The 21,836-nt window shown below is 69.9% G+C and carries 22 protein-coding genes; 4 read left to right on the top strand and 18 right to left on the bottom strand.

Annotation, left to right across the window (positions count from 1 at the left end):
• Nucleotides 1–162: 162 nt before the first annotated feature.
• From F9B98_RS13275 to F9B98_RS13255, 5 genes are all read right to left on the bottom strand, one after another.
• On the bottom strand, nucleotides 163–375 hold the full coding sequence (locus tag F9B98_RS13275) for a hypothetical protein (RefSeq protein WP_150958238.1): 213 nt from the start codon (nucleotides 373–375) through the stop codon (nucleotides 163–165).
• A gap of 119 nt (nucleotides 376–494) precedes the next feature.
• A complete protein-coding gene (locus F9B98_RS13270) occupies nucleotides 495–719 on the bottom strand; it encodes a hypothetical protein (RefSeq protein ID WP_013584248.1) in 225 nt (74 codons plus the stop codon).
• A 61-nt stretch (nucleotides 720–780) separates the two neighbouring features.
• Nucleotides 781–1,677, bottom strand: coding sequence for an alpha/beta hydrolase (locus F9B98_RS13265; RefSeq protein ID WP_150958235.1), 897 nt, complete (start codon nucleotides 1,675–1,677; stop codon nucleotides 781–783).
• A 4-nt stretch (nucleotides 1,678–1,681) separates the two neighbouring features.
• Entirely contained in the window at nucleotides 1,682–2,116 is a 435-nt protein-coding gene (locus F9B98_RS13260) for a hypothetical protein (RefSeq protein ID WP_150958233.1), read from the bottom strand.
• Nucleotides 2,113–3,534 carry a flavin monoamine oxidase family protein gene (locus tag F9B98_RS13255; protein WP_150958231.1) on the bottom strand — a complete coding sequence of 474 codons (1,422 nt, stop codon included), beginning with the start codon at nucleotides 3,532–3,534 and terminating at the stop codon, nucleotides 2,113–2,115. The genes F9B98_RS13260 and F9B98_RS13255 overlap by 4 nt, the downstream gene beginning before the upstream one ends.
• 56 nt (nucleotides 3,535–3,590) lie before the next feature.
• On the opposite strand from F9B98_RS13255, the gene F9B98_RS13250 reads away from it, so the two are divergent.
• The 3 genes from F9B98_RS13250 to F9B98_RS13240 all read left to right on the top strand — a co-directional run bounded on the left by F9B98_RS13250 (nucleotide 3,591) and on the right by F9B98_RS13240 (nucleotide 6,711).
• Entirely contained in the window at nucleotides 3,591–4,223 is a 633-nt protein-coding gene (locus F9B98_RS13250; protein ID WP_225310345.1) for a TetR/AcrR family transcriptional regulator, read from the top strand.
• 143 nt (nucleotides 4,224–4,366) lie between these two features.
• On the top strand, nucleotides 4,367–5,437 hold the full coding sequence (locus tag F9B98_RS13245; RefSeq protein WP_150958229.1) for an alpha/beta hydrolase: 1,071 nt from the start codon (nucleotides 4,367–4,369) through the stop codon (nucleotides 5,435–5,437).
• Nucleotides 5,434–6,711, top strand: coding sequence for an MFS transporter (locus tag F9B98_RS13240; RefSeq protein WP_150958227.1), 1,278 nt, complete (start codon nucleotides 5,434–5,436; stop codon nucleotides 6,709–6,711). Before F9B98_RS13245 ends, F9B98_RS13240 begins: the two co-directional genes overlap by 4 nt.
• A gap of 48 nt (nucleotides 6,712–6,759) precedes the next feature.
• Here F9B98_RS13240 and F9B98_RS13235 read toward each other — a convergent pair whose 3' ends face one another.
• The 3 genes from F9B98_RS13235 to F9B98_RS13225 are packed head-to-tail and all read right to left on the bottom strand — an operon-like array spanning nucleotide 6,760 to nucleotide 9,843.
• Nucleotides 6,760–8,205 (bottom strand): aldehyde dehydrogenase family protein, encoded by a 1,446-nt coding sequence (locus F9B98_RS13235; RefSeq protein ID WP_150958225.1) that lies wholly within the window; start codon nucleotides 8,203–8,205, stop codon nucleotides 6,760–6,762.
• 1 nt (nucleotide 8,206) lies between these two features.
• Nucleotides 8,207–8,902 carry a class II aldolase/adducin family protein gene (locus F9B98_RS13230; protein WP_225310344.1) on the bottom strand — a complete coding sequence of 232 codons (696 nt, stop codon included), beginning with the start codon at nucleotides 8,900–8,902 and terminating at the stop codon, nucleotides 8,207–8,209.
• An 11-nt stretch (nucleotides 8,903–8,913) separates the two neighbouring features.
• Nucleotides 8,914–9,843, bottom strand: coding sequence for a carbohydrate kinase family protein (locus tag F9B98_RS13225; RefSeq protein ID WP_150958222.1), 930 nt, complete (start codon nucleotides 9,841–9,843; stop codon nucleotides 8,914–8,916).
• A 1,052-nt stretch (nucleotides 9,844–10,895) separates the two neighbouring features.
• Between F9B98_RS13225 and F9B98_RS13220 the strand changes: the two genes are divergently transcribed.
• A complete protein-coding gene (locus F9B98_RS13220; RefSeq protein ID WP_150958220.1) occupies nucleotides 10,896–11,336 on the top strand; it encodes a VOC family protein in 441 nt (146 codons plus the stop codon).
• Nucleotides 11,337–11,403: 67 nt separating this feature from the next.
• On the opposite strand, the gene F9B98_RS13215 is transcribed toward F9B98_RS13220, so the two are convergent.
• From F9B98_RS13215 to F9B98_RS13170, 10 genes are read right to left on the bottom strand one after another with little or no spacing between them, the layout of a single operon-like run.
• A complete protein-coding gene (locus tag F9B98_RS13215) occupies nucleotides 11,404–12,408 on the bottom strand; it encodes a sugar phosphate isomerase/epimerase family protein (RefSeq protein WP_150958218.1) in 1,005 nt (334 codons plus the stop codon).
• A 14-nt stretch (nucleotides 12,409–12,422) separates the two neighbouring features.
• On the bottom strand, nucleotides 12,423–13,589 hold the full coding sequence (locus tag F9B98_RS13210; protein WP_150959066.1) for a Gfo/Idh/MocA family protein: 1,167 nt from the start codon (nucleotides 13,587–13,589) through the stop codon (nucleotides 12,423–12,425).
• Between the two features lie 20 nt (nucleotides 13,590–13,609).
• Nucleotides 13,610–14,386 carry a TIM barrel protein gene (locus F9B98_RS13205; protein ID WP_318527709.1) on the bottom strand — a complete coding sequence of 259 codons (777 nt, stop codon included), beginning with the start codon at nucleotides 14,384–14,386 and terminating at the stop codon, nucleotides 13,610–13,612.
• Nucleotides 14,383–15,381 carry a sugar phosphate isomerase/epimerase family protein gene (locus F9B98_RS13200; RefSeq protein WP_150958216.1) on the bottom strand — a complete coding sequence of 333 codons (999 nt, stop codon included), beginning with the start codon at nucleotides 15,379–15,381 and terminating at the stop codon, nucleotides 14,383–14,385. The genes F9B98_RS13205 and F9B98_RS13200 overlap by 4 nt, the downstream gene beginning before the upstream one ends.
• Nucleotides 15,378–15,779 (bottom strand): DUF6379 domain-containing protein, encoded by a 402-nt coding sequence (locus F9B98_RS13195; RefSeq protein WP_150958214.1) that lies wholly within the window; start codon nucleotides 15,777–15,779, stop codon nucleotides 15,378–15,380. The genes F9B98_RS13200 and F9B98_RS13195 overlap by 4 nt, the downstream gene beginning before the upstream one ends.
• Complete coding sequence (locus F9B98_RS13190) at nucleotides 15,776–16,162, bottom strand: DUF6379 domain-containing protein (RefSeq protein ID WP_150958212.1); 387 nt, start codon at nucleotides 16,160–16,162, stop codon at nucleotides 15,776–15,778. The genes F9B98_RS13195 and F9B98_RS13190 overlap by 4 nt, the downstream gene beginning before the upstream one ends.
• A gap of 12 nt (nucleotides 16,163–16,174) precedes the next feature.
• Nucleotides 16,175–17,158, bottom strand: coding sequence for a sugar phosphate isomerase/epimerase family protein (locus F9B98_RS13185; RefSeq protein ID WP_150958210.1), 984 nt, complete (start codon nucleotides 17,156–17,158; stop codon nucleotides 16,175–16,177).
• A complete protein-coding gene (locus tag F9B98_RS13180; protein WP_150958208.1) occupies nucleotides 17,155–18,051 on the bottom strand; it encodes a fumarylacetoacetate hydrolase family protein in 897 nt (298 codons plus the stop codon). The genes F9B98_RS13185 and F9B98_RS13180 overlap by 4 nt, the downstream gene beginning before the upstream one ends.
• Nucleotides 18,048–19,793, bottom strand: coding sequence for a hydantoinase B/oxoprolinase family protein (locus tag F9B98_RS13175; RefSeq protein ID WP_150958206.1), 1,746 nt, complete (start codon nucleotides 19,791–19,793; stop codon nucleotides 18,048–18,050). Before F9B98_RS13175 ends, F9B98_RS13180 begins: the two co-directional genes overlap by 4 nt.
• The gene (locus tag F9B98_RS13170; protein WP_150958204.1) at nucleotides 19,790–21,826 is read right to left on the bottom strand and encodes a hydantoinase/oxoprolinase family protein; all 2,037 of its coding nucleotides are present in this window, start codon (nucleotides 21,824–21,826) and stop codon (nucleotides 19,790–19,792) included. Before F9B98_RS13170 ends, F9B98_RS13175 begins: the two co-directional genes overlap by 4 nt.
• Nucleotides 21,827–21,836: the final 10 nt, after the last annotated feature.

Genomic DNA, 21,836 nt, shown 5'->3' with positions numbered 1-21,836 from the left:
ATCTCACCCAGCCGATCGAGGAGCTTGAGCGCCAGGCGCAAGAGAAAACGCTGCGCTTCGAGCCGCCAGGGCTGGCGGCCGCACAGGGGCGTTTGCGCCCGGGGGCTGGGGCCGTTTCAGTCCATTGTGAATATGTCGTACATCCTATCGGGGACGTCTGTTTCAGGTCTCATCGGGCAGATTCGCACGAAGCTGGTCGATGTGATCGCTGATCTGACGGTAGCCACACCGCTGACCGACCTGCCTCGACGTGAGGACGTTGACGCCGAGGATCCCCCACGGGAAGCGCTCCCCGGTCCGGCGGCGCACGGCGACGTCGGGGAGGAACCGCAACGCCGCGCCGGCGCCGCCGGCGAGGGCGACGACAGCGAACACGAGGGGATTACGTCGGCCAATCTACGCGGCCCGGCTCCGACGCCGTCATGGCGCAACCCTTGTTCCGGAAGACCCGCCGGCTCATCGCGATGCCGACCGCGCGCACGAGGTATCGGCGGTCAGGCCTCGAGCGCCTCGACCCGGCGTCGGAGTTCTGCGGCCTTCTCCGCGCCGAGCTGCGCGGCCGCCAGTTGCAGGGCCGCGCTCGCGGTGAGCGTCTTCGCCACGAGGTACGTCGGGCTCTTCTTCAGGTCGGGGATGACGTCGAGGATGATCGCCTCGGCATCCGGGTCCGTCATGAGTTTGCCGAGCTTCACCTTGGCGAGGTCGTATCGAGCGGCCATCGTGTCTCCTGATCCGGGCGCACCGTCGTCGCCCTGACGAGATTCTTGCACATATGTACAGCTAAATCACGACGCGTGACGGATCACGGGCGATCTCACCGGTCAGCGCGAACGCCGCACGAGCCTCGGGCGTCCAGAACGCTCCGACATAGACGTGAAAGCCGTCGGGGGCCGCCACCAGCCGCACCGCGGAACCCGCCTCCCGCGCCCGCGCGGCGAAAGACACCGCGTCGTCGTAGAAGATGTCGCGGCCCCCCTGGAAGATCACCGTGGGCGGCAGGCCCGCCGGGTCGGCGTGGATCGGGTTGAGCGTGGCATCCCGAAGCGGCCGGCCACGCGCCCACGCGACCGCACCCGCGCGCAGCCCCGGCACGCGCAGAGACGGGTCCCGCCGAACGCGGCGTGCGATCGCCGGGTTCCCGAGCTCGAGATCGAGCCAGGGAGAGAACAGCACGAGCGCGTCGGGGCGTCGCTCGGCGCGAGCCGCGAGCCCCAGGGCGACCGTCCCGCCCGCCGAGTCGCCCGCGACGAGCAGCCGCGACGAGCCCGCGCGGCGAGCCAGGCGCGCGTACTCGGCATCGACGAAGGCCGCGGTCGCCTCGGCGTCGTGCTCGGGAGCGAGCGGGTAGGTGACCACGGTGATCGCCGCTCCCGTGCTCCGCGCGAGGCGTTCGACGATCCACCAGTGCTCGGCGACGAGCGGGTTCACGAGTCCCCCGCCCGGGAGGTACATGAGCTCGACGCCCGCGGTCCGGGTCGCTGGTTCGTAGCGGACGACGGGCAGTCCGCCGGGCCTCGACACGACGACGCGGCCCGAACGGCGCAGGCGCGTCGGCGGGTCGGCGGGTCGGCGGTCGGGCGACAGCGTGGCGAGGTAGTCGTCGCGCGCGAGGGCTCGACGGATACTCGTGGCGTTCACCCGCATCGCCGCCGCCGTGAGCCTCATCGCGATCGACACGCGCTCAGCCCTCGGCGGCCATGTCGGCGAGCGCGTTCGTCGTGACGAGTCGCACGACGGCGGGCAGCCCCGCCGCGATCTTGCGCCCGACCAGCGGCCCGAACACCGCGGCGAGGGGTCCGGTGATCTCCACCGCGTGCGTCACCGACAGACCGTTGGCGGTCCGCCGCATGCTGTGAGGGAACGACAGGACCGCCCCCGGCAGACCGATGCGGAAGTTCATCGCGACCCCCGGCTGCAGTTCGGTGAAGGTGAAGCGCTGCGCGGGAGTCCCGTGGTTGACGACCCGCCCGGTGGCGCCCACTCGAGGGGGAACGGCGAAGGTCGCCTCGCGCAGGTCCGGGTCGTCGACGGCCCAGTCCGCGGGGGTCGTCCATCGCTTCCACACGGCCTCCGGGGTCGCGGTGGTCAGGTGAGTGTATTCGCGGCGCCAGGTCATCGGACGGCTCCCGTCTGCTCGTGATCGGTCGAAGAGGAGGCGAGGATGCTCCGCGCCTGGAGGGCTGCTCGTTCACCGGCGCGGACGGCCCCGTCCATGAAGCCGGTCCACTGCTCCGCGGTCTCGGTTCCCGCCCAGAGGATCGGACCGACGGGAGCACCGACGGCGGCGGCATAGGGCACGACGGCCCCCGCTCCGGGGGCGGCCGTCGGTCCTCCGCCGACCCACGGCTCCGCTCCCCAGCGCTGGTCGATGTAGCCGACGGCATCCAGAGCCCGCGGGCCGAACAGGTCGGCGAACGACGACAGCGCGCGTGCCCGCCGCTCGGGCTCGGGAAGCTCGTCCCACTCGCGGGCGTAGACCCCGCCGATGAACCCGAGCAGGACACCGGGAGCGTCTGCGCCCACGGGGCCGGCGTCGAAGGTGATGAAGACCGGGCCGGTGTCGGAGATCCCCTGACCCGACAGATCACCGTCGCGCCAGAACGGGCGCTCGTAGACCGCGTACGCCTTCGACAGCACCCCGGCGGGCCAGCGCTGGGCCATCTGCCTGTGGACCGACGGCAGAGCGGGCGAGAAGTCGATCCGTCCCCGCTGCGACGGCGGAACGGCGACCACGACGGCTTGGGCCGTGACCTGCTCATCGGCGGTCGAGACGCGGACCCCCTCGTCGATGACCTCGATCGACCGCACGGGCGCGTTCAGACGCAGCGCGGGCCCGAGCACCGCGGCAAGACGCACCGCGATCTCGTGCGACCCTTCGACGAAGTGCTCGTCCTGTGCACCCCCCTCGGTGTCCAGCATCGACGACAGTCCGCCGGCCTGGTGGATGTAGTGCAAGGCGTGCAGGAACGACAGCTCGTCCGGCTCGCACCCCCACGTCGTCCGAGCCGCGATGGCGATGAGATCGCGGGCCGCCGCCGACGCGTGCGAGCGACGGAGCCACGACCCCAGGCTCTCGGCATCCCATTCCGCCGCGTGTGCAGCTGCGGACGGGTTGCCGCACGGAACGGTCCGCGCCAGACGGTCGAGAGTGAGCTGGATGCGGCCGACGTCGAGCAGACTCGCCCCCACGGGGGGCACGGTACCGCGGTAGCGCCGGCGCTCCCCGCGCCAGCGGATGACGTTGCGGCCCGCGGAGTAGGTGGGGTAGCGCGAGACGCCCACCTCTTCGGCGAGCGCGAGGATGCGGTCCTGCCCCGGGCCGACGAAGGTGCCACCCAGGTCGACGTGGACGCCGTCGACTTCGGCCGACGAGACGCGCCCCCCGACGCGAGCGGCGGCTTCGAACACCGCCACGGTGGACCCGAACTGGCGCAGGCGATGGGCGGTGGTCAGGCCCGATAAACCGGCACCGACGACGATCACGTCGACATCGACGACGGGGGCGCGATCCGTGACGTTCGAGGAAGCGGTCATAGGCTTGCTCCGTTTCTGGTGTGGCACCGACCGGCGCGGTCGGCGAGGAGGGCAGTGTGAGCGAGACGACGAGTCGATCGATGCGAGCCCGTGGCCGCGCACGACGCGAGCTGCTGCTGGACGCGACGCTCCGCATCATCGCGGAGGGCGGGATCGCGGCCGTCACGCACCGCGCGGTGGCCGCGGCGGCGGGCGTTCCGCACTCGTCGACGACCTACTTCTTCGACTCCCTCGACGACATGATCGGCGAGGCCGTCGCGCACGCGATGGCCGCCGAGATGGATCGTCTGCAGCAATTCCGCTCGCTGCTGGAAACCGGCGGGAACCACCCGGGCGCGGCGATCGACGAGTTCGTCGAGATCGTGCGCAACCAGTCGCAGGAGAACACCGTCGCGCAGTTCGAGATCTACCTGTTCGCCTCGCGCCACCCGGCTCTCCGGGCGCACGTGGAGCGCATCCTCGATGAGACGAGGGCGCTGGCCGCGGCGGTCCTGCGCAGCAACGGCGTGACCGACCCGCATGCTGCGGCCGCGGTCGTCGCCCTGATCGATGGTTTCGCCCTGCATCGCATCGCCCGTTCTGAGGAGGTCCAGTTCCAGTCGCTGGCGCACGCTCTGCGCGCCGTCATCGTCGGGTTCGTGACCCTTGCTACGACGTCGTCGTTGAGCGACGACCGCCCCCTCGATTAATTGGCACAAATGTACATGTTTAGGAAGCCCAGTTTGGGCGGTGCGCGCTGAATTCACATGACGGATACAGAAAACAGTACTTCTGTGCAATAAAGTAACCCGATAGTCGATCCCATCGCCGTGATCGACAGAAGGGTTCCTCGATGAGCCGTCCCCGCCCCCAGGACCACCTGCTCCGCTGGGGTGCCCGCACCCTGGGCTCCATGCCACCCGCGGTCCTCCGCTCCGTGAACGGCAGCCCCATCGTCATCGACGGCAACACGCTGCATCCAGCGGTGCAGACCTCGCTCCGGGTGATGAACGACTCCCCGGGCGCCCACTTCGAGCGCCTCCCGCTCGACGAGGCGCGCGCTCACATCGAGCTCGAAGCGTGGACGTTCGCCGGCTCCATCCGCCTCGCGCAGCGCGAGGACATCACGATTCCGACGCGCGCGGGCGGCGTCCGCGGGCGCGTCTACCAGGCTCGGCTCGACCGACCGTCCCCCGGCACGATCGTGTACTTCCACGGCGGTGGATGGGTACTGGGCTCGATCGACAGTGCGGATGCCGCCTGCCGCACGCTCGCGAAGAGCACCGGCATGACGGTGGTATCCGTCGAGTACCGCCTGGCCCCCGAGAACCCTTTCCCCGAGGGGCTCGAGGACTGCATCGACGCCTTCCGCTGGGTGCGCGACACCGCCTCGCGTCACGGCGGCATGGCGGCCACCGTGGGTGTGGGAGGCGAGAGCGCCGGCGGCAACGTCGCGGCGGTCACCTCGATCGTCACGCGCGATGACGCCGAGGGCGCGCCCGCGTTCCAGATCCTGTTCTGCCCCGTCACCGATCTCTCGCGCAAGCACCGCTCGTACGAGCTGTTCGCCGACGGCTTCTTCCTCACCGAGGCGCAGATGGACTGGTACGCCGCCCACTACCTCCGAGGCGGCGGACGAGCCGACGACCCGCTCGTCTCGCCCCTGCTCACCGAAGACCTCGCCGGGCTCGCCCCGGCCTACGTCGCCGTCTCGGGCTTCGACGTCCTCCGCGACGAGGGCATCGCCTACGCGCGACGCCTCGAAGACGCCGGGGTCGACACGACCCTCGTGACCCACACGGGCCAGATCCACGGCTTCTTCAACGCGTGCGGAGCTCTGAAAGATGCTCGGGATGCCGTGACCGAGGCCGGCACGTGGGCGCTGGGCCGCCTGTCCGCCCGCGCCGACGGAGCGCGTCGATGACGTCCGACGGCCGGACGGTCCCGGTCGCGGTGTACGCCGAACCCACCCGACCGGTCCGCGCCGGGTGGATCGCCGCCTTCGCCGGCGCGTGGCTCGGCCTCTGGATGGCGCAGCTCGTGCCGGTCCAGGTGCTCCTCCCCCTGCAGATCGCGGCCCAGCACTCCTCGGACGAGTGGCTCGCTTCGCTCGTCTCCTACGGTCTGGTCAGCGCTGTCGCCGGGGCGTTCGTCGTGGTGGCCTACCCGATCGTGGGGGCGCTCAGCGACCGCACTCGATCGCGCTCCGGGCGGCGGCGACCGTGGATCCTCGGCGGATCGCTGACGGCCGGCGTCGGCCTCGCGCTCCTCGGCATCCAGACCGGGACCGTCGGCACGATCGTGATGTGGACCGTCGTCATGCTGGGCTTCTGCATGGCCTCGGCCGCGCTGACCGCCGTGATGGCCGACCAGGTCCCGGAGAACCAGCGAGGGCTCGTGTCGGGGTGGATCTCGGCGCCGAACGCGCTGGGGATCCTGCTCGGGATCGTGCTGGTGACGGCGGTGTTCACCACGATCCCCTCCGGTTACCTCGCGCTCGCCGTGAGCGTGGTCGTGCTCGCCGTGCCGTTCGTGCTGCGCCTGCGCGACGCTCCGCTGAACCCCGTGGATGCCGCCCGCCTGGGGCCGCTTACGGCGCGGTCGGTGCTGGCATCCATCTGGGTGGACCCGCGTCGCCACCCCGACTTCGCCTGGACGGTAGCGAGCCGCGTGCTCATCAACCTCGGCAATGCGATCGCGACGACGATGCTGCTGTACTTCTTCACCTTCGCTCTCGGCGTGGCCGATCCCACCGGGTTCCTCGTGTTCACGACGGTGATCTACATGGTCGTCACGATCGTGGCATCCATCGCCCTCGGCAAGCTCAGCGACGTGCTGGGGCGACGGCGGGTGTTCGTCCTGGCATCCGGAGTCGCCCAGGCGCTGGCGGCGCTGCTGCTGGCCGTCGCTCCCGCCGAGAGCACCTCGATCGTGGGGGCCGTGCTGCTCGGGCTCGGGCAGGGGTGCTTCTTCGCCGTCGACCAGGCCCTGGCGACCCAGGTGCTCCCGTCCGCCGAGACGCGGGGCAAGGACGTCGGCATCATGAACATCGCGATGGCCGGCCCCCAGGCCTTCGGACCGCTCCTCGGCGCCGGGGCCGTCGTGGCCTTCGGGGGTTTCCCGGGCCTGTTCATCGCGAGCGGCGTGACCGGACTGCTCGGCGCGGCGGTCGTCATGCGGGTGCGCTCGGTGCGGTGAGGCGCGGGGCGCACGCAGGGCGCTGACGCTCCGAGGCGCCGCGCGCGCTCACCCGTACAGCAGGCGGATGATCCGCTGCACGAGCGCGTCGACGCGGGGCGTGCGCCGCATCGTCGTGAGCGTGAGCAGACGGAAGCGCTGCCGGGTGATGGCCTTGGCATACGCGAACTCGCGCAGGCCGTCCGCCCCGTGGATGCGCCCGAACCCGGAATCGCCCACACCCCCGAAGGGCAGCGACGGCACCGCGGCGAACGAGATGACCGAGTTGACCGCGATCATGCCTCCGCGCAGGCGCTCGGCCAATGCGCGCCCCCGCCGTCGCGAGAACACCGCGCCGGACAGCCCGTATCGCACGGCGTTCGCCTTCGCGACGGCTTCGTCCATGGATGCCACGCGGTTGACGACGAGCGTCGGGCCGAACGTCTCTTCACGCACCGCCAACGACGACTCGGGGACGTCGACCAGGAGGACCGGCGCGAGCGTCTGCCCGCTCTCGACGACCGCTCCCTCTCGGAGAACGCCCCCGGCCGCGAGGGCATCCGCGACGTGCTCGCGCACCACGTCGGCCTGGCGGGGCATCGTGAGCGGACCCAGCCCCGCCGCGTCGTCGGTTCCTGCGCGCAGCTCGCGCACGCGCTCGGCGATGGCGGCGACGACGCGGTCATACACGAGGGTGTGGGCGTAGACCCGTTCGATGCCGATGCACGTCTGACCGGCGTTTGAGAACGCGCCCCACACCGCCGCTTCCGCGGCGGCCTCGATGTCGGCATCTGCGTCCACGAGGAGGGCGTCCTTTCCGCCCGCCTCGATCACGACGGGAGTGAGGGTCTCGGCGCACGCGGCCATGACCCGCTTGCCGGTCGCGGTCGAACCGGTGAAAGCGACCTTGTCGACACCGGCCCGACACAGCGCCGCACCCGTGTCACCCAAGCCGGTCACGATCTCGAAGACCTCGGGCGGTCCCCCGGCCCGCACGAAGGAGCGGCGGAGCCAGTGACCCACGGCCGGGGTGTACTCGCTCGGCTTGAACACGACCGCGTTGCCCGCGGCGAGTGCGTACGCGAGGGAGCCCATCGGGGTGAAGACGGGGTAGTTCCAAGGACCGATGACGCCGACCACTCCGAAGGGGAGGTAGCCGAGGCTTGCGGACTGGTTGATCATGAGCAGTCCCGCGCGCACCCGTCGGCGCCGCAGCGTGCGTTCCGCGTTCGCTGCGGCCCAGGCCAGGTGGTCCAGGGCGAGCATGATCTCGAGACGTGCGTCGCCGGCGGGCTTGCCCGTCTCGGCCCGCACGACGGCGATCAGTTCGTCGAGGTGGGCGACGATGTCGCGCCGCCACGCGTCGAGAATGCGACGCCTGCCGCGGAACCCCTGGGTCCGCCATCCGCGCGCGCCTTGACGGGCGCGGGCCACGGCCGCACGGACGTCGTCGTCATCCACAGGGAACGTCCCGACGACACGACCGTCGAGCGGACTCAGGGAGTCAAACGTCATCTCAGGCCTCGCGCTTCTGTCCGTATCCGGTGGCAGCTGCCGCGGCGACCACGTCGGCCTGCTGCTCCGGGCTCAGCTCTGCGGGGTCGCCGGCGGAGCGGGCGCGCAAGTAGATGTCGCACGCCCACTCCAGCAGTGCGGTGTGGGCGACGGCGTCGGCGAGGTCGCGACCGGTCGTGACCGCACCGTGATGCGCGAGGATCACGGCATTCGCGCTCGAAAGTGCCTCGCCCGTGGTCTGGGCGAGCTCCGGCGAACCGAACACCGAGAACGGAACGACCTCGATCTCACCGCCCAGAGCGAGTTGCTGGTAATGCACACAGGGCAGACGGTCCGAAACGAGCGACAGGGCGATGGCGGCCGAAGCGTGCGTGTGCACCACGGCGCCCACCGCGTCGTCGGCGTACGCGGCGAAATGCAGTTCGAGCTCCGAGCTGGGGGCGAGCGCGCCGCACAGCAGGCGCCGGTCGTCGCTGACGATCACGACGTCGTCGTCCACCGCCTCGGCAAAGACCACGCCGGTCGCGGTGATGGCGATACCCCCGTCGACTCGCACGCTCACGTTGCCGGCGGTCCCCTTGACCAGCCCGTCTGCGGCCAGCGCGCGGCACACCGCTGCGACCCGAGTGCGGACGCCGGCAGCCGCGTGATCGAGCCCCGCAATGTCGGGCGTCGGGTCCATCTCGGGCCGACTCATTCCCACACCCGTCATCGCGTCACCGCCGCAAGGACAGCGTCGATGGATGCTGCGTCGTACGTGCCGTAGGAGGTACCGACGCCGGCGACCACCTGCGCGGCCGTCGCCGAGCCGAAGCGCGCCGCGTCGGCGGAGCTTCGCCCCAGGAGCTTCGCGAAGACGAAGCCGGCGGAGAACGCATCCCCGCCGCCGCTCGTGTCGACGGGTTCGGCCGGCACGATGGGGATCTCGCGAAGCTCCCCGCCTTCGACGAGCACGATGTCGCGCCCACCGTCGGTGATCGCCACGACGCGGGCACCCGCGGACGCCATCGCATGCGCCGCCGCGTGCAGATCTGCGGCTCCGGTCCATCCGAGCGCCTGTTCGGCGTTGGGCAATACGTAGTCGGTGTGCGCGAGCAACGGCTCGATGAGGGCGTAGAACGCCTGCTCGCCGCCGATGAGGAAGTCGAGCGAAGTCGTGGCACCGTGGTCGCGCGCGTAGTCGAGGATCTCGATGACGTTCTCGGGACCGAGCAGCTCCGGTGCCCCGACGTGGACGTGATCGGCCGCGGCGAGCGCGTCCCACGGAACGGCGTCGGCCGCGAGCGCGTTGGCGCCGACGACGTGCAGAGCGGGACGCGACCCGTCGGAGCGGATCGGCAACACGGAAGCCGAGGTCGGAAGCTCTCCCACGCGCAGATTCTCGACGTCGATGCCCTCGTCCTCGAGAAGACCCACCAGCACACGCCCGGTCACGTCCGGACCGACAGATCCACTCGTGACGACGCGGGCGCCAAGTCTCGAGAGCACGAGCGCGGTGCCCCCCGCGGGGCCGGCGGCCGACATGACGATCTCGTCGACGAGAAGGGAACCTTGCCCATCGGGAATCTCGTCGACTGGTTGCACGATCGTATCGAGGACGTGGGCACCGAGAGTGACGATGCGAGGAGCTGCGGTCATCGCGAACCTCCGGGTCGGGTCACCGCTCGGACGGCCCGCGCGGAGTAAGTGGCACATTTGTACCATTTTCTTGACCCGGCGACAAGGATGAGCTCCCTCAGGGTGTGCGAGAACCCCGGCGGCGACCGAGGACGACGCCACCGGATGCCGACGACGTGCCGACGACGGCCGTCGCCGCACCCCACCCGGTGACCGTTCCATCCTGCGCCCGCCCAGAAACCGGTCGGAAGGCAGTTGACTGGCGCTCACGATTCACCGGTCGGTGCGAGTCGGTGGCAACCGGCAACAACCGCGCCAGTAATCCCTACTTGCGGCGGGCGCGAGAATAAATGGTCAATAAGTGGCCAACGCGATCAGCTGGATGCAATCGACATTGCGGCGCCAGCGCCAGTTCATCGCGTGATTTTGCGCCGAACTGTCGAGCTATCGGTAGCGGGAGCGGGGCTTGAACCCGCGACCTCACGATTGCGGTCCGGAAGCTATTTGAATCGATAAATACCTGTTCAGAGGCAATTCATTACCGGTCATCTCCGGTCGTTACCGTCGCCAAACAGGACCGAAACGGCCCAACGTGGCCTTTTTCCGTCCACGAACAGACCCGTCTGGCGAAGGTATCGGTCTGCACCTGTGGGGCCGCGCCCAGGAAGATCGCCTCGCCGTCGCGCGAGTGTTGTGCGTCCTTGGTGATAAATCCAGGGGGCACTTCGGTTCCCGCCTGCAAGCCACTGTGTCGCCTTGCCGTCGCCGAGGACGCCCCTCAGCGCCAACTCGGCACCTGCCAAGCACGCGCGACACATGGGCGTCGGGCTCTGCTCGCCAAACAGTGCCGCGAGTCTGGCGGATAGGACCTCGGCGGTGGCGCGAACCTCAGACCATGGCGTCACCACGGGCCTTCCATTCACCGCCGACCAGATCCGTCACGCTTTCCTCGCGCCTGCGACTGAGCGAAAGGATCGCGGACCCCGCTTGACCGACACGGCCCAGCTCAAAGCGCAGGGCGAGCGGGTCGAAGCGGACCGTCGTCAGGAGCTTGCCCCATTCATACTCGTGAGATGACTGCACCTCTTGTTCTGGGCGTCACTCACTCCGGGCTTACCGTGGCTGATCTCGACGATGCAATAGCACTGTGGTGCTCTGAGCTCGGCTTCGCGCTTGAACGCACCTTCGCACTGGACACGCAGACCACGGTCGCGACCACCGGCGTGAGCGGGGCGACGATTCGAGGAGCGGTGGTCGACCTCGGAGGCCAGAAAATTGAGTTGCTGCAGTACGACCCGCCTCGGCCAGCACCAGAAAGCATCTCCCCTGCGCACATTGGCATGATTCACATTGCGCTCACGGTGTCGAATCTCGAACGATCCATCGGCCTCTTCGCAGAGCATGGGTGGGTTCCGGTCGGCACGCCCCATCAAATGGTCAGCGGCGTCCGGGAGGGAACGCGCATCGTCTATCTGAATCTTCAAAGTCGTGAGCTACAGCGTCGAGAGGCCTGATCGCTGCCGCACCCTTCATCCGCTTGGTGCAGCAGCAATCAGACTGTGTGCGGGGCGCGGTCACGCCTTAGCCTTTCTGGGAGAACGCGGCGTCGAACAGCTGGTGCGGAGGGGTGATCCCGCCGAGCGTGCGCACGAACGCGAGGGCCTCGGGGCCGCCGACGAGGCGATCCATCCCGGCGTCCTCCCACTCCACGCTGGTGGGTCCGTCGTAGCCGATCGCGTTCAGCGCGCGGAAGAGCGGCTCCCACGGCACGTCGCCGTGGCCGGTCGAGACGAAGGTCCAGCCGCGGCGGGGGTTGTCCCATGACAGGTGCGAGCCGAGCACGCCGTTGCGCCCGTCGAGGTTCGTGGTCGATTCCTTGCAGTGCACGTGAAAGATGTGGTCGGCGAAATCGAGCACGAAGGCGACGGAGTCCAGCTGCTGCCACACGAAGTGCGAGGGGTCGAAGTTGAACCCGAAGCTCTCGCGATGACCGATCGCCTCGAGCGTCTTCTTCGCGGTCCAGTAGTCGTACGCGATCTCGGACGGGTGCACCTCGAGCGCGAACCGCACGCCGACCTCTTCGAACACGTCGAGGATCGGATGCCACCGCTCGGCGAAATCCGCGTATCCCCGCTCGATCATGGCGTCGGAGGCGGGCGGGAACATCGCCACGTACTTCCAGATGCTCGACCCGGTGAACCCGGTGACGGTCTTCACGCCGAGCTTGGCCGCGAAGCGCGCCGTGTCCTTGAGGTCTTCGGCGGCGCGCCGGCGCACGCCCTCGGCATCCCCGTCGCCCCAGACCCGGGGCGGGACGATGTCGTGGTGGCGCTCGTCGATGGGGTCGTCGCACACGGCCTGGCCGACGAGGTGGTTCGAGATCGTCCACACCTTCAGGCCGTGGCGCTCGAGGATGTCCCGGCGCGACTGGACGTAGTCGGCGTCGTCCCAGCGCGAGACGTCGATGTGGTCGCCCCAACAGGCGATCTCGAGACCGTCGTAGCCCCACTCCCCGGCGAGGCGCGCGACCTCTTCGAAGGGCAGGTCGGCCCACTGGCCGGTGAACAGGGTGATCGGGCGGGCCATGATGCTCCTTCGCGTCAAACGACCGGGACGCCGGCGGCGACGCCGGTCCAGGCCGAATCATTGTCACTGCTGCGCTCGACCGCGTCGAGGACGCGCTGCACCGCCAGACCCTCGTCGAAAGAGGGGTGCGGGTCGCTGCCGGCGTGGATCGCCGCGACCAGGTCGACGACCTGGTGACTGAAGCCGTGCTCGTAGCCGAGCAGGTGACCCGCGGGCCACCACGCCGAGACGTACGGGTGCTGCGCCTCGGTCACGAGCACCTGCGTGAAGCCCTGGCGCCCTTCGGGGGCGGTGCGATCGTAGAAGCGCAGGCTGTTGAGGTCCTCGAGGTCGAAGGCCAGCGCGCCCCGATCGCCGGACACCTCGATGGTGAGGGCGTTCTTGCGGCCGGTCGCGAAACGCGTCGCCTCGAACGACGCCAGCGCGCCGTTCGAGAGGCGACCGGTGAACAGTGCGACGTCGTCGACGGTGACCGCGCCCGTCTCTCCGGCGCCGGCCCCCTTCGTCAGCCCCATCAAGCCGTCCGCCGGAAGGGGGCGTTCCTTCACGATCGTGTCGATCGTGCCCGAGACCCGCTCCACGCCGAGGCCCGTGACGAACTGGGTCATGTCGATGATGTGCGCCCCGATGTCGCCCAGCGCCCCCGAGCCCGCGTTCTCCTTCTGCAGACGCCACGCCAGCGGCATCCCGGGATCGACGAGCCAATCCTGCCGGTACGCCGCGCGCACCTGCTGCACCGTGCCGACCGCTCCCTCGGCGATCATGTCGCGCAGCAGCGTGACGGCCGGCACGCGCCGGTAGGTGAAGCCCACCATCGAACGGATGCCGCGATCCCGGGCCCGCGCGGCCGCCTCGGCCATCGCCTCGGCTTCAGCGACCGTGTTGGCCAGCGGCTTCTCGCACAACACGTGCTTGCCCGCCTCCAGCGCCGCGATCGCGATCTCGGCGTGCGAATCCCCCGGGGTCACGATGTCGACGACATCGATGTCGTCCCGCGCGATCACCTCCCGCCACTCGGTGGCCGACTCCGCCCAACCCCACTTCGCGGCAGCGGATGCCACGGCATCCGCGTTCCGACCCACCACGACCGTCATCTCGACCGGACGCGCCAGATCGAACATTCGCGGAGCCTGCCGCCACCCCACCGAGTGCGCCGCCCCCATGAAGCCGTACCCGATCATCGCCACGCGCAGGGGCCGGGTCACGCTCGCGCCCATTCCTGGATGGAGCGGACGGCGAGCGCGGACTCGGCCCGCGGGTAGAACTCCAGACCGACCGGCCCGTCGTACCCGGCGGCGTCGAGCAGACCGAGAGCGTGGGACCAGTCGATCGTCCCGGAACCCGGCTCTCCGCGGCCGGGAGAATCGGCGAACTGGACGTACCGGATGACGTCCGCGTACTCGGGGATCACCCGGTCGATGTCCTCCCCCTGGGCGACCGAATGGTAGAGGTCGTAGAGGATGCCGACCTGCGGCGAGCCGACGGCCCGCGCGATGGCGGCCGAGTCCGCCGTGTGGCTCAGGAACGAGCCGGGGTGGTCGACGCGCTCGTTCACGGCTTCGATGACCACCGTGACGTCGGAGCCCGCGACCCGCTCGGCGATTCTCGAGAAGACCTCGATCAACGCCGCGGTGGACGGCTCGCGCTTGATGCGGGAGACGCCCGGTCCCCCACCGACCACGAGGCGAGGGATGTCCAGCCGCGCCGCGACGGCGAGACAACGGTCCAGCCCTTCGAAGAAGGCGGCGTGCGTGTCGTCGGCATCGGCGAGGAACTGCGGCCTCGGTTCCACCAGCTGGGCGACGATACGGACGCCGGTCTCCCGGGTCGCCCGTTCGAGCGCGTCGAGATCCTTGTCGGTGTGCATCCACATCTCCACGGCGTCGAAGCCCGCGTCGGCGGCCGCGCGCACGCGGTCCTCCGGGGCGCCCGCTTCGGTAAAGACGAGATCGATATTGGGGGCGAGGGTGAGCATCATTCTCCTTCTGTCAGGGTGCGCCGCATGAGGTCGTGGTGGCGGCGGATCATGTCGGCGGTGGCCAGCTCGTCGTTCGGCGTCCACGAGTGCGCCTCCCATTCGCTGGAGATGGAACCGCGGAATCCCGCCCGCAGCAGAGGACCGAGATTGGCGGCGTAGCCGATGGAGGGCTCTTCACCCTCCGCATCGATCTCGTAGAACTTCGCGTGGATGTGCCGGACGCGCGGCATGAGCTCCGCCCACCCCGCGGGGTCCTCGTGCCCGTTCATCGTGAACGCCGCGGCGACGGTCTGCGCGGCCGCGTCGTCCACACCGGCATCCGAGGCGAGCGTGAGGAACTCCGAGAGCCGGCTCCCTTGGCTGCCATCCCCCGCCCAGATCCGTTGCAGATCGTCGAGGAGGTCGCGGGGCAGCCCGGCGTCGACGAACGTCTCGGCCAGCCCGTCGGTGATGCGATGCATGGTCGAGCTGAAGTCGGGGATGAACCCGAGCGCCTCGGAGTCGAGCCGGTCGTACAGCTCGCGGTAGCGCAGCACTTTGGGCGTCGCGGGACCCTCCGGCGCGTGGATCTCCATCCCCAGGTGCAGGCCGAGGCGTTCGGCCACCGGCACGAGGCGTTCCAGTGTCGCCGGGTCGGCACCGATCTGGACGCGCACGACGGGGAATCCGAGTTCGGCCGCGACCTCCAACTGCGGCACGGTGTACTCCACGCGCTCATCCGTCGTCAGATCGCGATCGGTCCGGATCGCGATGTCGATGTTGGATCCGAGGCTCGTGGGCACGAGCCCCAGCCGGTCGACCGCGTCGCGGAACTCGCGGACCGTCTCGCGATCGAGGTGGGGGTATCCGCGGAACGACTGGAATCCGACGACCTCCACGCCCGGGCCGATCCCCGAGGCGGCCACCTCTTCGAGGAGACCCGTGAGTGTGTAGCGGCCGATCACCCACTCGTTGGTGAACGAGTAGAGCGTGGTGCCCAGCATCGGCGCGGTCATCGGGTGCTCCTGTCGATGTGGACATCAGCGGTGGCCGTGGTTCGCCGGCGCAGCGGCCCCACGCCGTCGATGATGATGTACGGGAAGCGGAGCGTGAGGGCGACCTCGACGCGGGCCGACCCCGGCTCGAGCGCGACGGGCACGTCGACCTCCGCGGCATCCTGGATGAACCACACGGTGTCCCACCGCGCGGGAAGGTCGTCGAGGCCGTATTCCTCACCGGCCACCGTCATCCGGAGGGCGTCGCGGTCGACGCTCTGCCCGTCGACGGACACCTCCAGATCGACGACGCTCGAGAGCGGGAGGCTGCGGTACCAGGGCTGGCGAATGCTCAGCCGGAGCCCGCCGTCGGTCGTCGCGACCGCGTCGGGTCCGAGCAGCAGTTCGGGTCGGGTCATGCCGCCACCTCCAGACGCTGCACCGTCGCGGGGACGTGCGGTGTCGGCAGGTACGAGATGCGCAGGGTCTCGGAGAGTCCGAGCTCGTGCGTCCCGGGCGACAGCCGACACCCGAGCACCGTGACGGTCGCCGGCTCGCCGAACTCCCACGCCAGGCGGAACTCGCGCGCAAGGGCGTCCATCGTGAAGGTCTCACCGGCGACGGTCAGCCGGATGTTCTCGCGCGGCTGCGGCTCACCGTCGACGGTCACCTGCAGGTCTTCGACCATCGAGAGGATGAGCCGGCGGTAGTAGCCGCATCGCGCGTCGAACGCGAAGGCGTCGGTGCCGTCGTGATCGGTGTTGCGCAGCGAGTCGGGGACGATGATGTACGGATCGAACATGGGGTTCCTTCCTCACTCGCCGATCAGACGGGCGAGCATCTGCTGATGACGGCAGACCTGGTCGACGCTGTCCACGGGGAACGCGTCCTGGATGTGGCGGTTGCCCTCGTATTCGCTCGAGAGGTACCCGCGGTACCCGCCCTCGCGGAGGACGGCGATGATCTCGTCGTAGGGAATGCTGTACTCCTCGCCTTCGTCGGTCATCTCGTAGAACTTCGCGTGCACGTGGTGGATGTAGGGCATGTAGTCCAGGAGCCGACGCGGGTCCTCGAAGATGTAGCGGGTCGCGCTCACCGCGAGGTCGTGCTCGACCGGACCGACGTTCAGACGGTCCGCATCCTCCAGCAGGACTGCGGTGTCCTCGCCCCCGTCGTAGACCTCCACCACGCGGTGGACGAAGTCGGGGTCGGCGCCGTCGCGCAACGCGCGCTCCCACACGACCCGCGGCAGGCGCCGGACGAAGATGCCGAGGTCGGGGAGGAGCCCCACGACCTCGGGCCCGACGCGTTCGGCGACCTCGAAGTGACCGCGGAACCAGTCGCTGTCGAAGCGACGCGGAGCGTGCAGCTCGGTGAGGAGTCGGATGCCACGGTCGGCGGCGTACGGCGCGGCTCCCTCGACCACCTCGGGCGGCGTGGCCGCGAGGATGCGGATCACCGACGCCCCGATCCGGGCGGTGTGGTCGATGTCGCGTCGGAGGTCGGCGATGAGTTCGTCGGTGGGACGCTCGCGGTCGGGGTAGAGCTTGAGTTCGGCGAACATGTCGTGCGCGGTCGGGACGAAGCCGTACGTCTCCACCCACCCGTCCCACTGCCGGTAGAAGTCCTCGGACACGTCGGGGAACCCCGGCATCATCTGCTCGGCGATCGTCTCGATCCCCCGCGCGCCCATCGCCACCGAGGCGGCGATGCAGTCCTCCAGGGACATGGTCCGCAGGAAGTACTCCTCCTGGAAGGAATACAGGCTCACCCCGCGCTTGAGTTCTGCATCGGTCATACGTGGTCTCCTTCTGAGTGGCGCGACGCGGGGGTCCCCTCGACGCGATTGACGAGGACGCCGACGCCGTCGATCTCGGCGGACATCGTCTGCCCGTCGCGGAGGTAGGCGTTCGCGTGCGCGCGGGCCGTTCCGGCGGGCGTTCCGGTGAGGACGAGGTCGCCCGGATGAAGAGTGGTCCGGCGCGAGATGGCGGCGATCTGCTGCGCGACGGTGACGAGCATCCATGCGGATGACGAGTCCTGACGGACCTCGCCGTCGACCGTCAGCCGCATGGGCAGGTTCTGCGGGTCTGTCACATCGGCGGCGGGGACGAGAGCCGGACCGACGGCGGTGAGCCCGTCGGCGTTCTTCCCCGCGCCCCAGTCCATGCCGAAGATCGGGTGCATCGGATCCCCCCGGACCGACACATCGTTGCCGACCGTGAACGCCGCGATCGATGCGAGCGCTTCCTCCTCGTCGACGCGAGACGTCACCCGGCCGATGACGGCGACGAGCTCGACCTCCCAGTCCAGGCGCTCCGCGCCCTCGGGTCGGGGAATGGCCGCGCCGTGGGGGCTCAGCACAGTGGGCGGCGAGACGAAGTGGAACGCGCGGGTGATCGGCTCCTCGCCCATCTCGCGCACGTGGTCCGAGAAGTTGGCTCCGGCGCAGAACACGCTCGGGCGGAAGACGGTGGGGACCAGGAACGGATCGCCCTCACGATCGACCGGCTCCGCGCGCCCCTCCGCGAGGGCGGCCTCGATCGCGCTCACGAACCCGGGCATGTCGCCGATGACACCGCCGATGTCGACCGCGTGTCCGAGAAGCGCCTCGGCGTCCCACGTCCGGCTCTCCCGCTCGACGACGACGGTCGGCACTCCGGCCACCGACTGATGGCGGACCCGGATCACGCGGGCACCCCCGTCCGCAGCCGCGCGGTCGCGGTCCGGTCGACCTCGAGGCCACCCGGTCCGGACACGAGCTCGACGAGATACGTCTTGCGCGCGGCCTCGAGCGACACGTATCCGCGCGCGACGTCGTGGCGGACGCTTTCGGGGTCTCGTTCCGCGGGATCACCGAATCCGCCTCCCCCGCCGGTCTCGACGACGAAGCCCCCGCCGGCGGCGATCGGGACGAGGTCGGCCTTGCCCGAGGCAAGCCGGTTCAGTCGCCCCGCGTCGTCGCGGAGGGCGACGCCGTTCGGCGCGGCCGCCTCCCCGCCGTCCAGTCCCCACGCGGGCACGACGGTCCGCTCGACGAAGCTGTTGAATCGGGCCGGGGCGTTCACCGTCCACTCGAATCGCGTGCCCAGCCCTCCGCGCATGCGTCCCGCTCCCCCGGAATCGGTGCGCAGGGAGTAGCTGCGGGCGAGGAGGGCCGCGTGGCGCACCTCGTTGGCCTCGATGGGGGTGTTGTGGGTGTCGCCGTCGTTGATGCAGATCGTGGCGTTCTCGCCGTCCGCGTGGCGACGAGCGCCCCACCCGCCGCCCTGCGCGGCGTGGACGAAGACGAACAGTCGACCGGATTCGGGGTCGTTGCCCACGACGTTGGCGACGCCGATGTCGGCGTGGTGACCGGCGATCGCGTCGTCCGGGATCGCCGGGGCGAGCGCGCGGAAGATGCAGTCGACGACGCTCATCGGATACGTCATCCACCACCGCATCGCGGCCGGGGTCTCGGCGCTGACCACGGTGCCGGGGGGCAGGATCACCTCGGCCGGCCGGAACGATCCGGCGTTGACCGGCCACTCGGTGGGCGAGGTCAGCGCCTTGAAGGCGACCTGGACGGCGGAGCGGCCCGCGGTCTCGCCGGAGTTGTAGAAGCCCGCGACCTGGGGACTCATCTGAGAGAGGTCGACGGTGAAGGTCTCGCCCGCGACGATGACGCCCACCCGCACGCGCACGCGTTCCCCCCGGCGCACACCGTCGTCGTCCATCTCGGTCTCGGCCCAGTACTCACCGTCGGGAATGGCGGCGACCGCGGCACGCGCACGGCGCTCGCTCGAGTCGAACATCCCCGAGAAGGCCGCTTCCAGCACGTCGGCTCCGTACCGCGTCCCGAGGCCCGACAGCCGGTTTTGTCCCGTCCGGACCGCGGCGATCTGCGCGCGCAGGTCGCCCAGCGCGAGGTCGGCGAAGCGCACGTTGGTGCGCACGATGCTCAGCAGCTCGGCGTTCTCGACACCGTCGCGGACGAGCTTGACGATGGGGATCTGGATGCCTTCGGAGTAGATGTCGTGCGTCGTTCCGCCCAGAACTCCCCCCACGTCGGCCCAGTGCGCCATCGACGCGGAGAAGCCGATGATCCGCTCATCCGTGTAGACCGGAGCGACCACGACGATGTGGTTGAGGTGGCTGCCGGTGAGTTCGGGGGCGTTCGTCATCACGACGTCATCGGCGCCGATGCCCTCGTCGGCGTAGTGGGCGATGATCGCCTTGACCGCCTCGGAGAGACCGCCGACGAACATCGGCAGCCCCAGACCGATCGACACCGTCTCGCCGTGCGCATCGAAAAGACCGACCGTGAAGTCCTGGGCCTCGTAGATGATCTGGTTGTAGGCGGTGCGCATGAGGTTCGTCTTCATCTCGTCGGTGATGCCGACGAGGTTGCCGCGGATGATCTCCGCGGTGATGGGATCCAGGCCCGTGGTCATGCTCGTCCTCCGATCTCGATGAGCAGGCACCCGGTCGCGTCGACGACGAGGCGGTCCCCCTCACGCAGCAGGGTCGTCGTGGTGGTCTCCTCGATGACGGCCGGACCGATCACGACATCGCCCGCGCGCAGGCGGGTGCGGTCGTACACGGCGCACTCCGTCGGCTCCCCCTGGGCCGTCAGCCGTACACCGCGGCTGCCGCGGACGGCCTCCGGTGCCGGTGCACCGCCGGCGCCGGGTTCCAGCGTCTCGGTGGTGAAGGACGGCGAAGCCTGCAGAGCGGAGGCGCGCAGCCCCACGATCTCCACCGGCTCCCCCACGGCGGAGTGCCCGAAACGGCCCCGGTGTTCGGTGTGGAAGCGCGCGGTGAGTGCCTCGCGGTCGATGTCCGGTTCCACCTCGAGCGTGAGAACGTGCTCCTGTCCGACGTAGCGCATGTCCAGTCCGTACAGGTGGCGAGGAGCCTCGTCGACCGCCTCCAGGGCCGCGGCGCACTCGTGACCGAGCTGTTCCAGCCTGGCCCGAAGGTATCCGGCCGGGAGATCCTTCACCCGCAGCAGCTCGGTCTGCACGACGTCGTTGCGCAGGTCCGCGAGCAGCATCCCCACCGCCGAGAAGACAGAGGGCATCGTCGGGATGACGACGCGGCGGATCCCGAGCTCCCGTGCGACGAGAGTGGCGTGCACGGGGCCGTTCCCCCCGTAGGCGAACATCGCGAAGTCCTGTGGGTTGAGTCCCCGCTCGGTCGTGACCGCGCGCACCGCGTTGGCCATCGACGCCGCGGCGATCGCCACGATCCCGGCCGCGAGATCGATCGGATCCATGCCGAGGTCATCGGCGACGGAACCGACGGCGCGTCGAGCGGCTTCCCCGTCCAACTGCAGGCCGCCCGAGAGCACGCTGTTTCCGTCCAGGATGCCGAGCATGACGCAGGCGTCGGTCACCGTGGCATCCGTCCCGCCCCGGCCGTAGCACGCGGGACCCGGCTCGCTCCCGGCGCTGCGCGGGCCCACGCGGATCTCGCCGCCGGCGTCGACCGCGGCGATGCTGCCGCCGCCCGTCCCCACTTCGACGATGTCGAGGCAGGGCACCCGCAGCGCGAGCCCTTCGGCATAACCGCCCACGTAGTACTCGGCGGCGAGGGGGAACGAGAGATCGCGGATGACGGACGCCTTCGCCGTCGTGCCGCCCATGTCGAACGCGATGGCGTCGCGCAGGCCCAGGCGCTCGCACATCTGAATCGTCCCGACCACGCCGCCGGCGGGCCCGGACTCCACCATCTGAATGCTCTGGCGACGCACGCGGTCGAGGCCCGCGAGTCCGCCGTTCGACTGCATGATCCCGATCGACGCCTTCTCGCCTGAGAAGCTCTCGGCCAGATCGTCGAGATACTCCGACACGATGGGGCCGACGAAGGCGTTGGCGGCGACCGTCGATGTGCGCTCGTACTCGCGGTACTCCCGGCTGAGCTCGTGGGACAGCGTGAGAAACACCCCGGGGAGCTCGTCGCGGAGGATCTCCCCGACCCGGATCTCGTGGGAGGGGTCGCGGTAGGAGTGCAGCAGGACGACGCCGACCGCCTCGTAGGCGCGTTCGCGCAGGACTCCGGCGAGCGCTCGCACCGCGTCCTCGTCCAGCGGTGTGACGACGGTTCCGTCCGCGCGGAGACGCTCGGGGACCTCGTAGACGTGATCCCGCTCGATCAAAGGGCGGGGCCGACGGAAGGCGAGGTTGAAGGCATCCGGGCGGTTGACCCGTCCGATCTCGTACACGTCGCGGAAGCCCTCGGTGGTGACCAGGGCCGCGCGCGATCCGCGCCGTTCGATGAGGGCGTTGATCACGACGGTGCTGCCGTGGAGGAGGAGTTCCACATCGTCCGGCGCACCGCCGGCGTCGGCCAGGCCGTTCAGGATGCCGCGGAGGAGATCCCCCGGAGTGCTCAACGCCTTGCCGACGGCGACGGTTCCGCCCTCGTCCACCGTGACCACATCCGTGAAGGTTCCGCCGATGTCGGCGGCCGCGCGAAGTCCCATGTACGTCGTT

Source organism: Microbacterium testaceum StLB037, from assembly GCF_008763945.1.
GTDB lineage: Bacteria > Actinomycetota > Actinomycetes > Actinomycetales > Microbacteriaceae > Microbacterium > Microbacterium testaceum_G.
This window is presented reverse-complemented; position numbering and strand designations above follow the sequence as displayed.

Bases quoted from the DNA above. Each gene is read 5' to 3' on its own strand.
- F9B98_RS13270 (WP_013584248.1), bottom strand. From the start codon at position 719: ATGGCCGCTCGATACGACCTCGCCAAGGTGAAGCTCGGCAAACTCATG.
- F9B98_RS13260 (WP_150958233.1), bottom strand. From the start codon at position 2,116: ATGACCTGGCGCCGCGAATACACTCACCTGACCACCGCGACCCCGGAG.
- F9B98_RS13255 (WP_150958231.1), bottom strand. From the start codon at position 3,534: ATGACCGCTTCCTCGAACGTCACGGATCGCGCCCCCGTCGTCGATGTC.
- F9B98_RS13245 (WP_150958229.1), top strand. From the start codon at position 4,367: ATGAGCCGTCCCCGCCCCCAGGACCACCTGCTCCGCTGGGGTGCCCGC.
- F9B98_RS13240 (WP_150958227.1), top strand. From the start codon at position 5,434: ATGACGTCCGACGGCCGGACGGTCCCGGTCGCGGTGTACGCCGAACCC.
- F9B98_RS13235 (WP_150958225.1), bottom strand. From the start codon at position 8,205: ATGACGTTTGACTCCCTGAGTCCGCTCGACGGTCGTGTCGTCGGGACG.
- F9B98_RS13230 (WP_225310344.1), bottom strand. From the start codon at position 8,902: ATGAGTCGGCCCGAGATGGACCCGACGCCCGACATTGCGGGGCTCGAT.
- F9B98_RS13225 (WP_150958222.1), bottom strand. From the start codon at position 9,843: ATGACCGCAGCTCCTCGCATCGTCACTCTCGGTGCCCACGTCCTCGAT.
- F9B98_RS13220 (WP_150958220.1), top strand. From the start codon at position 10,896: ATGACTGCACCTCTTGTTCTGGGCGTCACTCACTCCGGGCTTACCGTG.
- F9B98_RS13215 (WP_150958218.1), bottom strand. From the start codon at position 12,408: ATGGCCCGCCCGATCACCCTGTTCACCGGCCAGTGGGCCGACCTGCCC.
- F9B98_RS13210 (WP_150959066.1), bottom strand. From the start codon at position 13,589: ATGATCGGGTACGGCTTCATGGGGGCGGCGCACTCGGTGGGGTGGCGG.
- F9B98_RS13205 (WP_318527709.1), bottom strand. From the start codon at position 14,386: ATGATGCTCACCCTCGCCCCCAATATCGATCTCGTCTTTACCGAAGCG.
- F9B98_RS13200 (WP_150958216.1), bottom strand. From the start codon at position 15,381: ATGACCGCGCCGATGCTGGGCACCACGCTCTACTCGTTCACCAACGAG.
- F9B98_RS13195 (WP_150958214.1), bottom strand. From the start codon at position 15,779: ATGACCCGACCCGAACTGCTGCTCGGACCCGACGCGGTCGCGACGACC.
- F9B98_RS13190 (WP_150958212.1), bottom strand. From the start codon at position 16,162: ATGTTCGATCCGTACATCATCGTCCCCGACTCGCTGCGCAACACCGAT.
- F9B98_RS13185 (WP_150958210.1), bottom strand. From the start codon at position 17,158: ATGACCGATGCAGAACTCAAGCGCGGGGTGAGCCTGTATTCCTTCCAG.
- F9B98_RS13175 (WP_150958206.1), bottom strand. From the start codon at position 19,793: ATGACCACGGGCCTGGATCCCATCACCGCGGAGATCATCCGCGGCAAC.
- F9B98_RS13170 (WP_150958204.1), bottom strand. From the start codon at position 21,826: ATGGGACTTCGCGCGGCCGCCGACATCGGCGGAACCTTCACGGATGTG.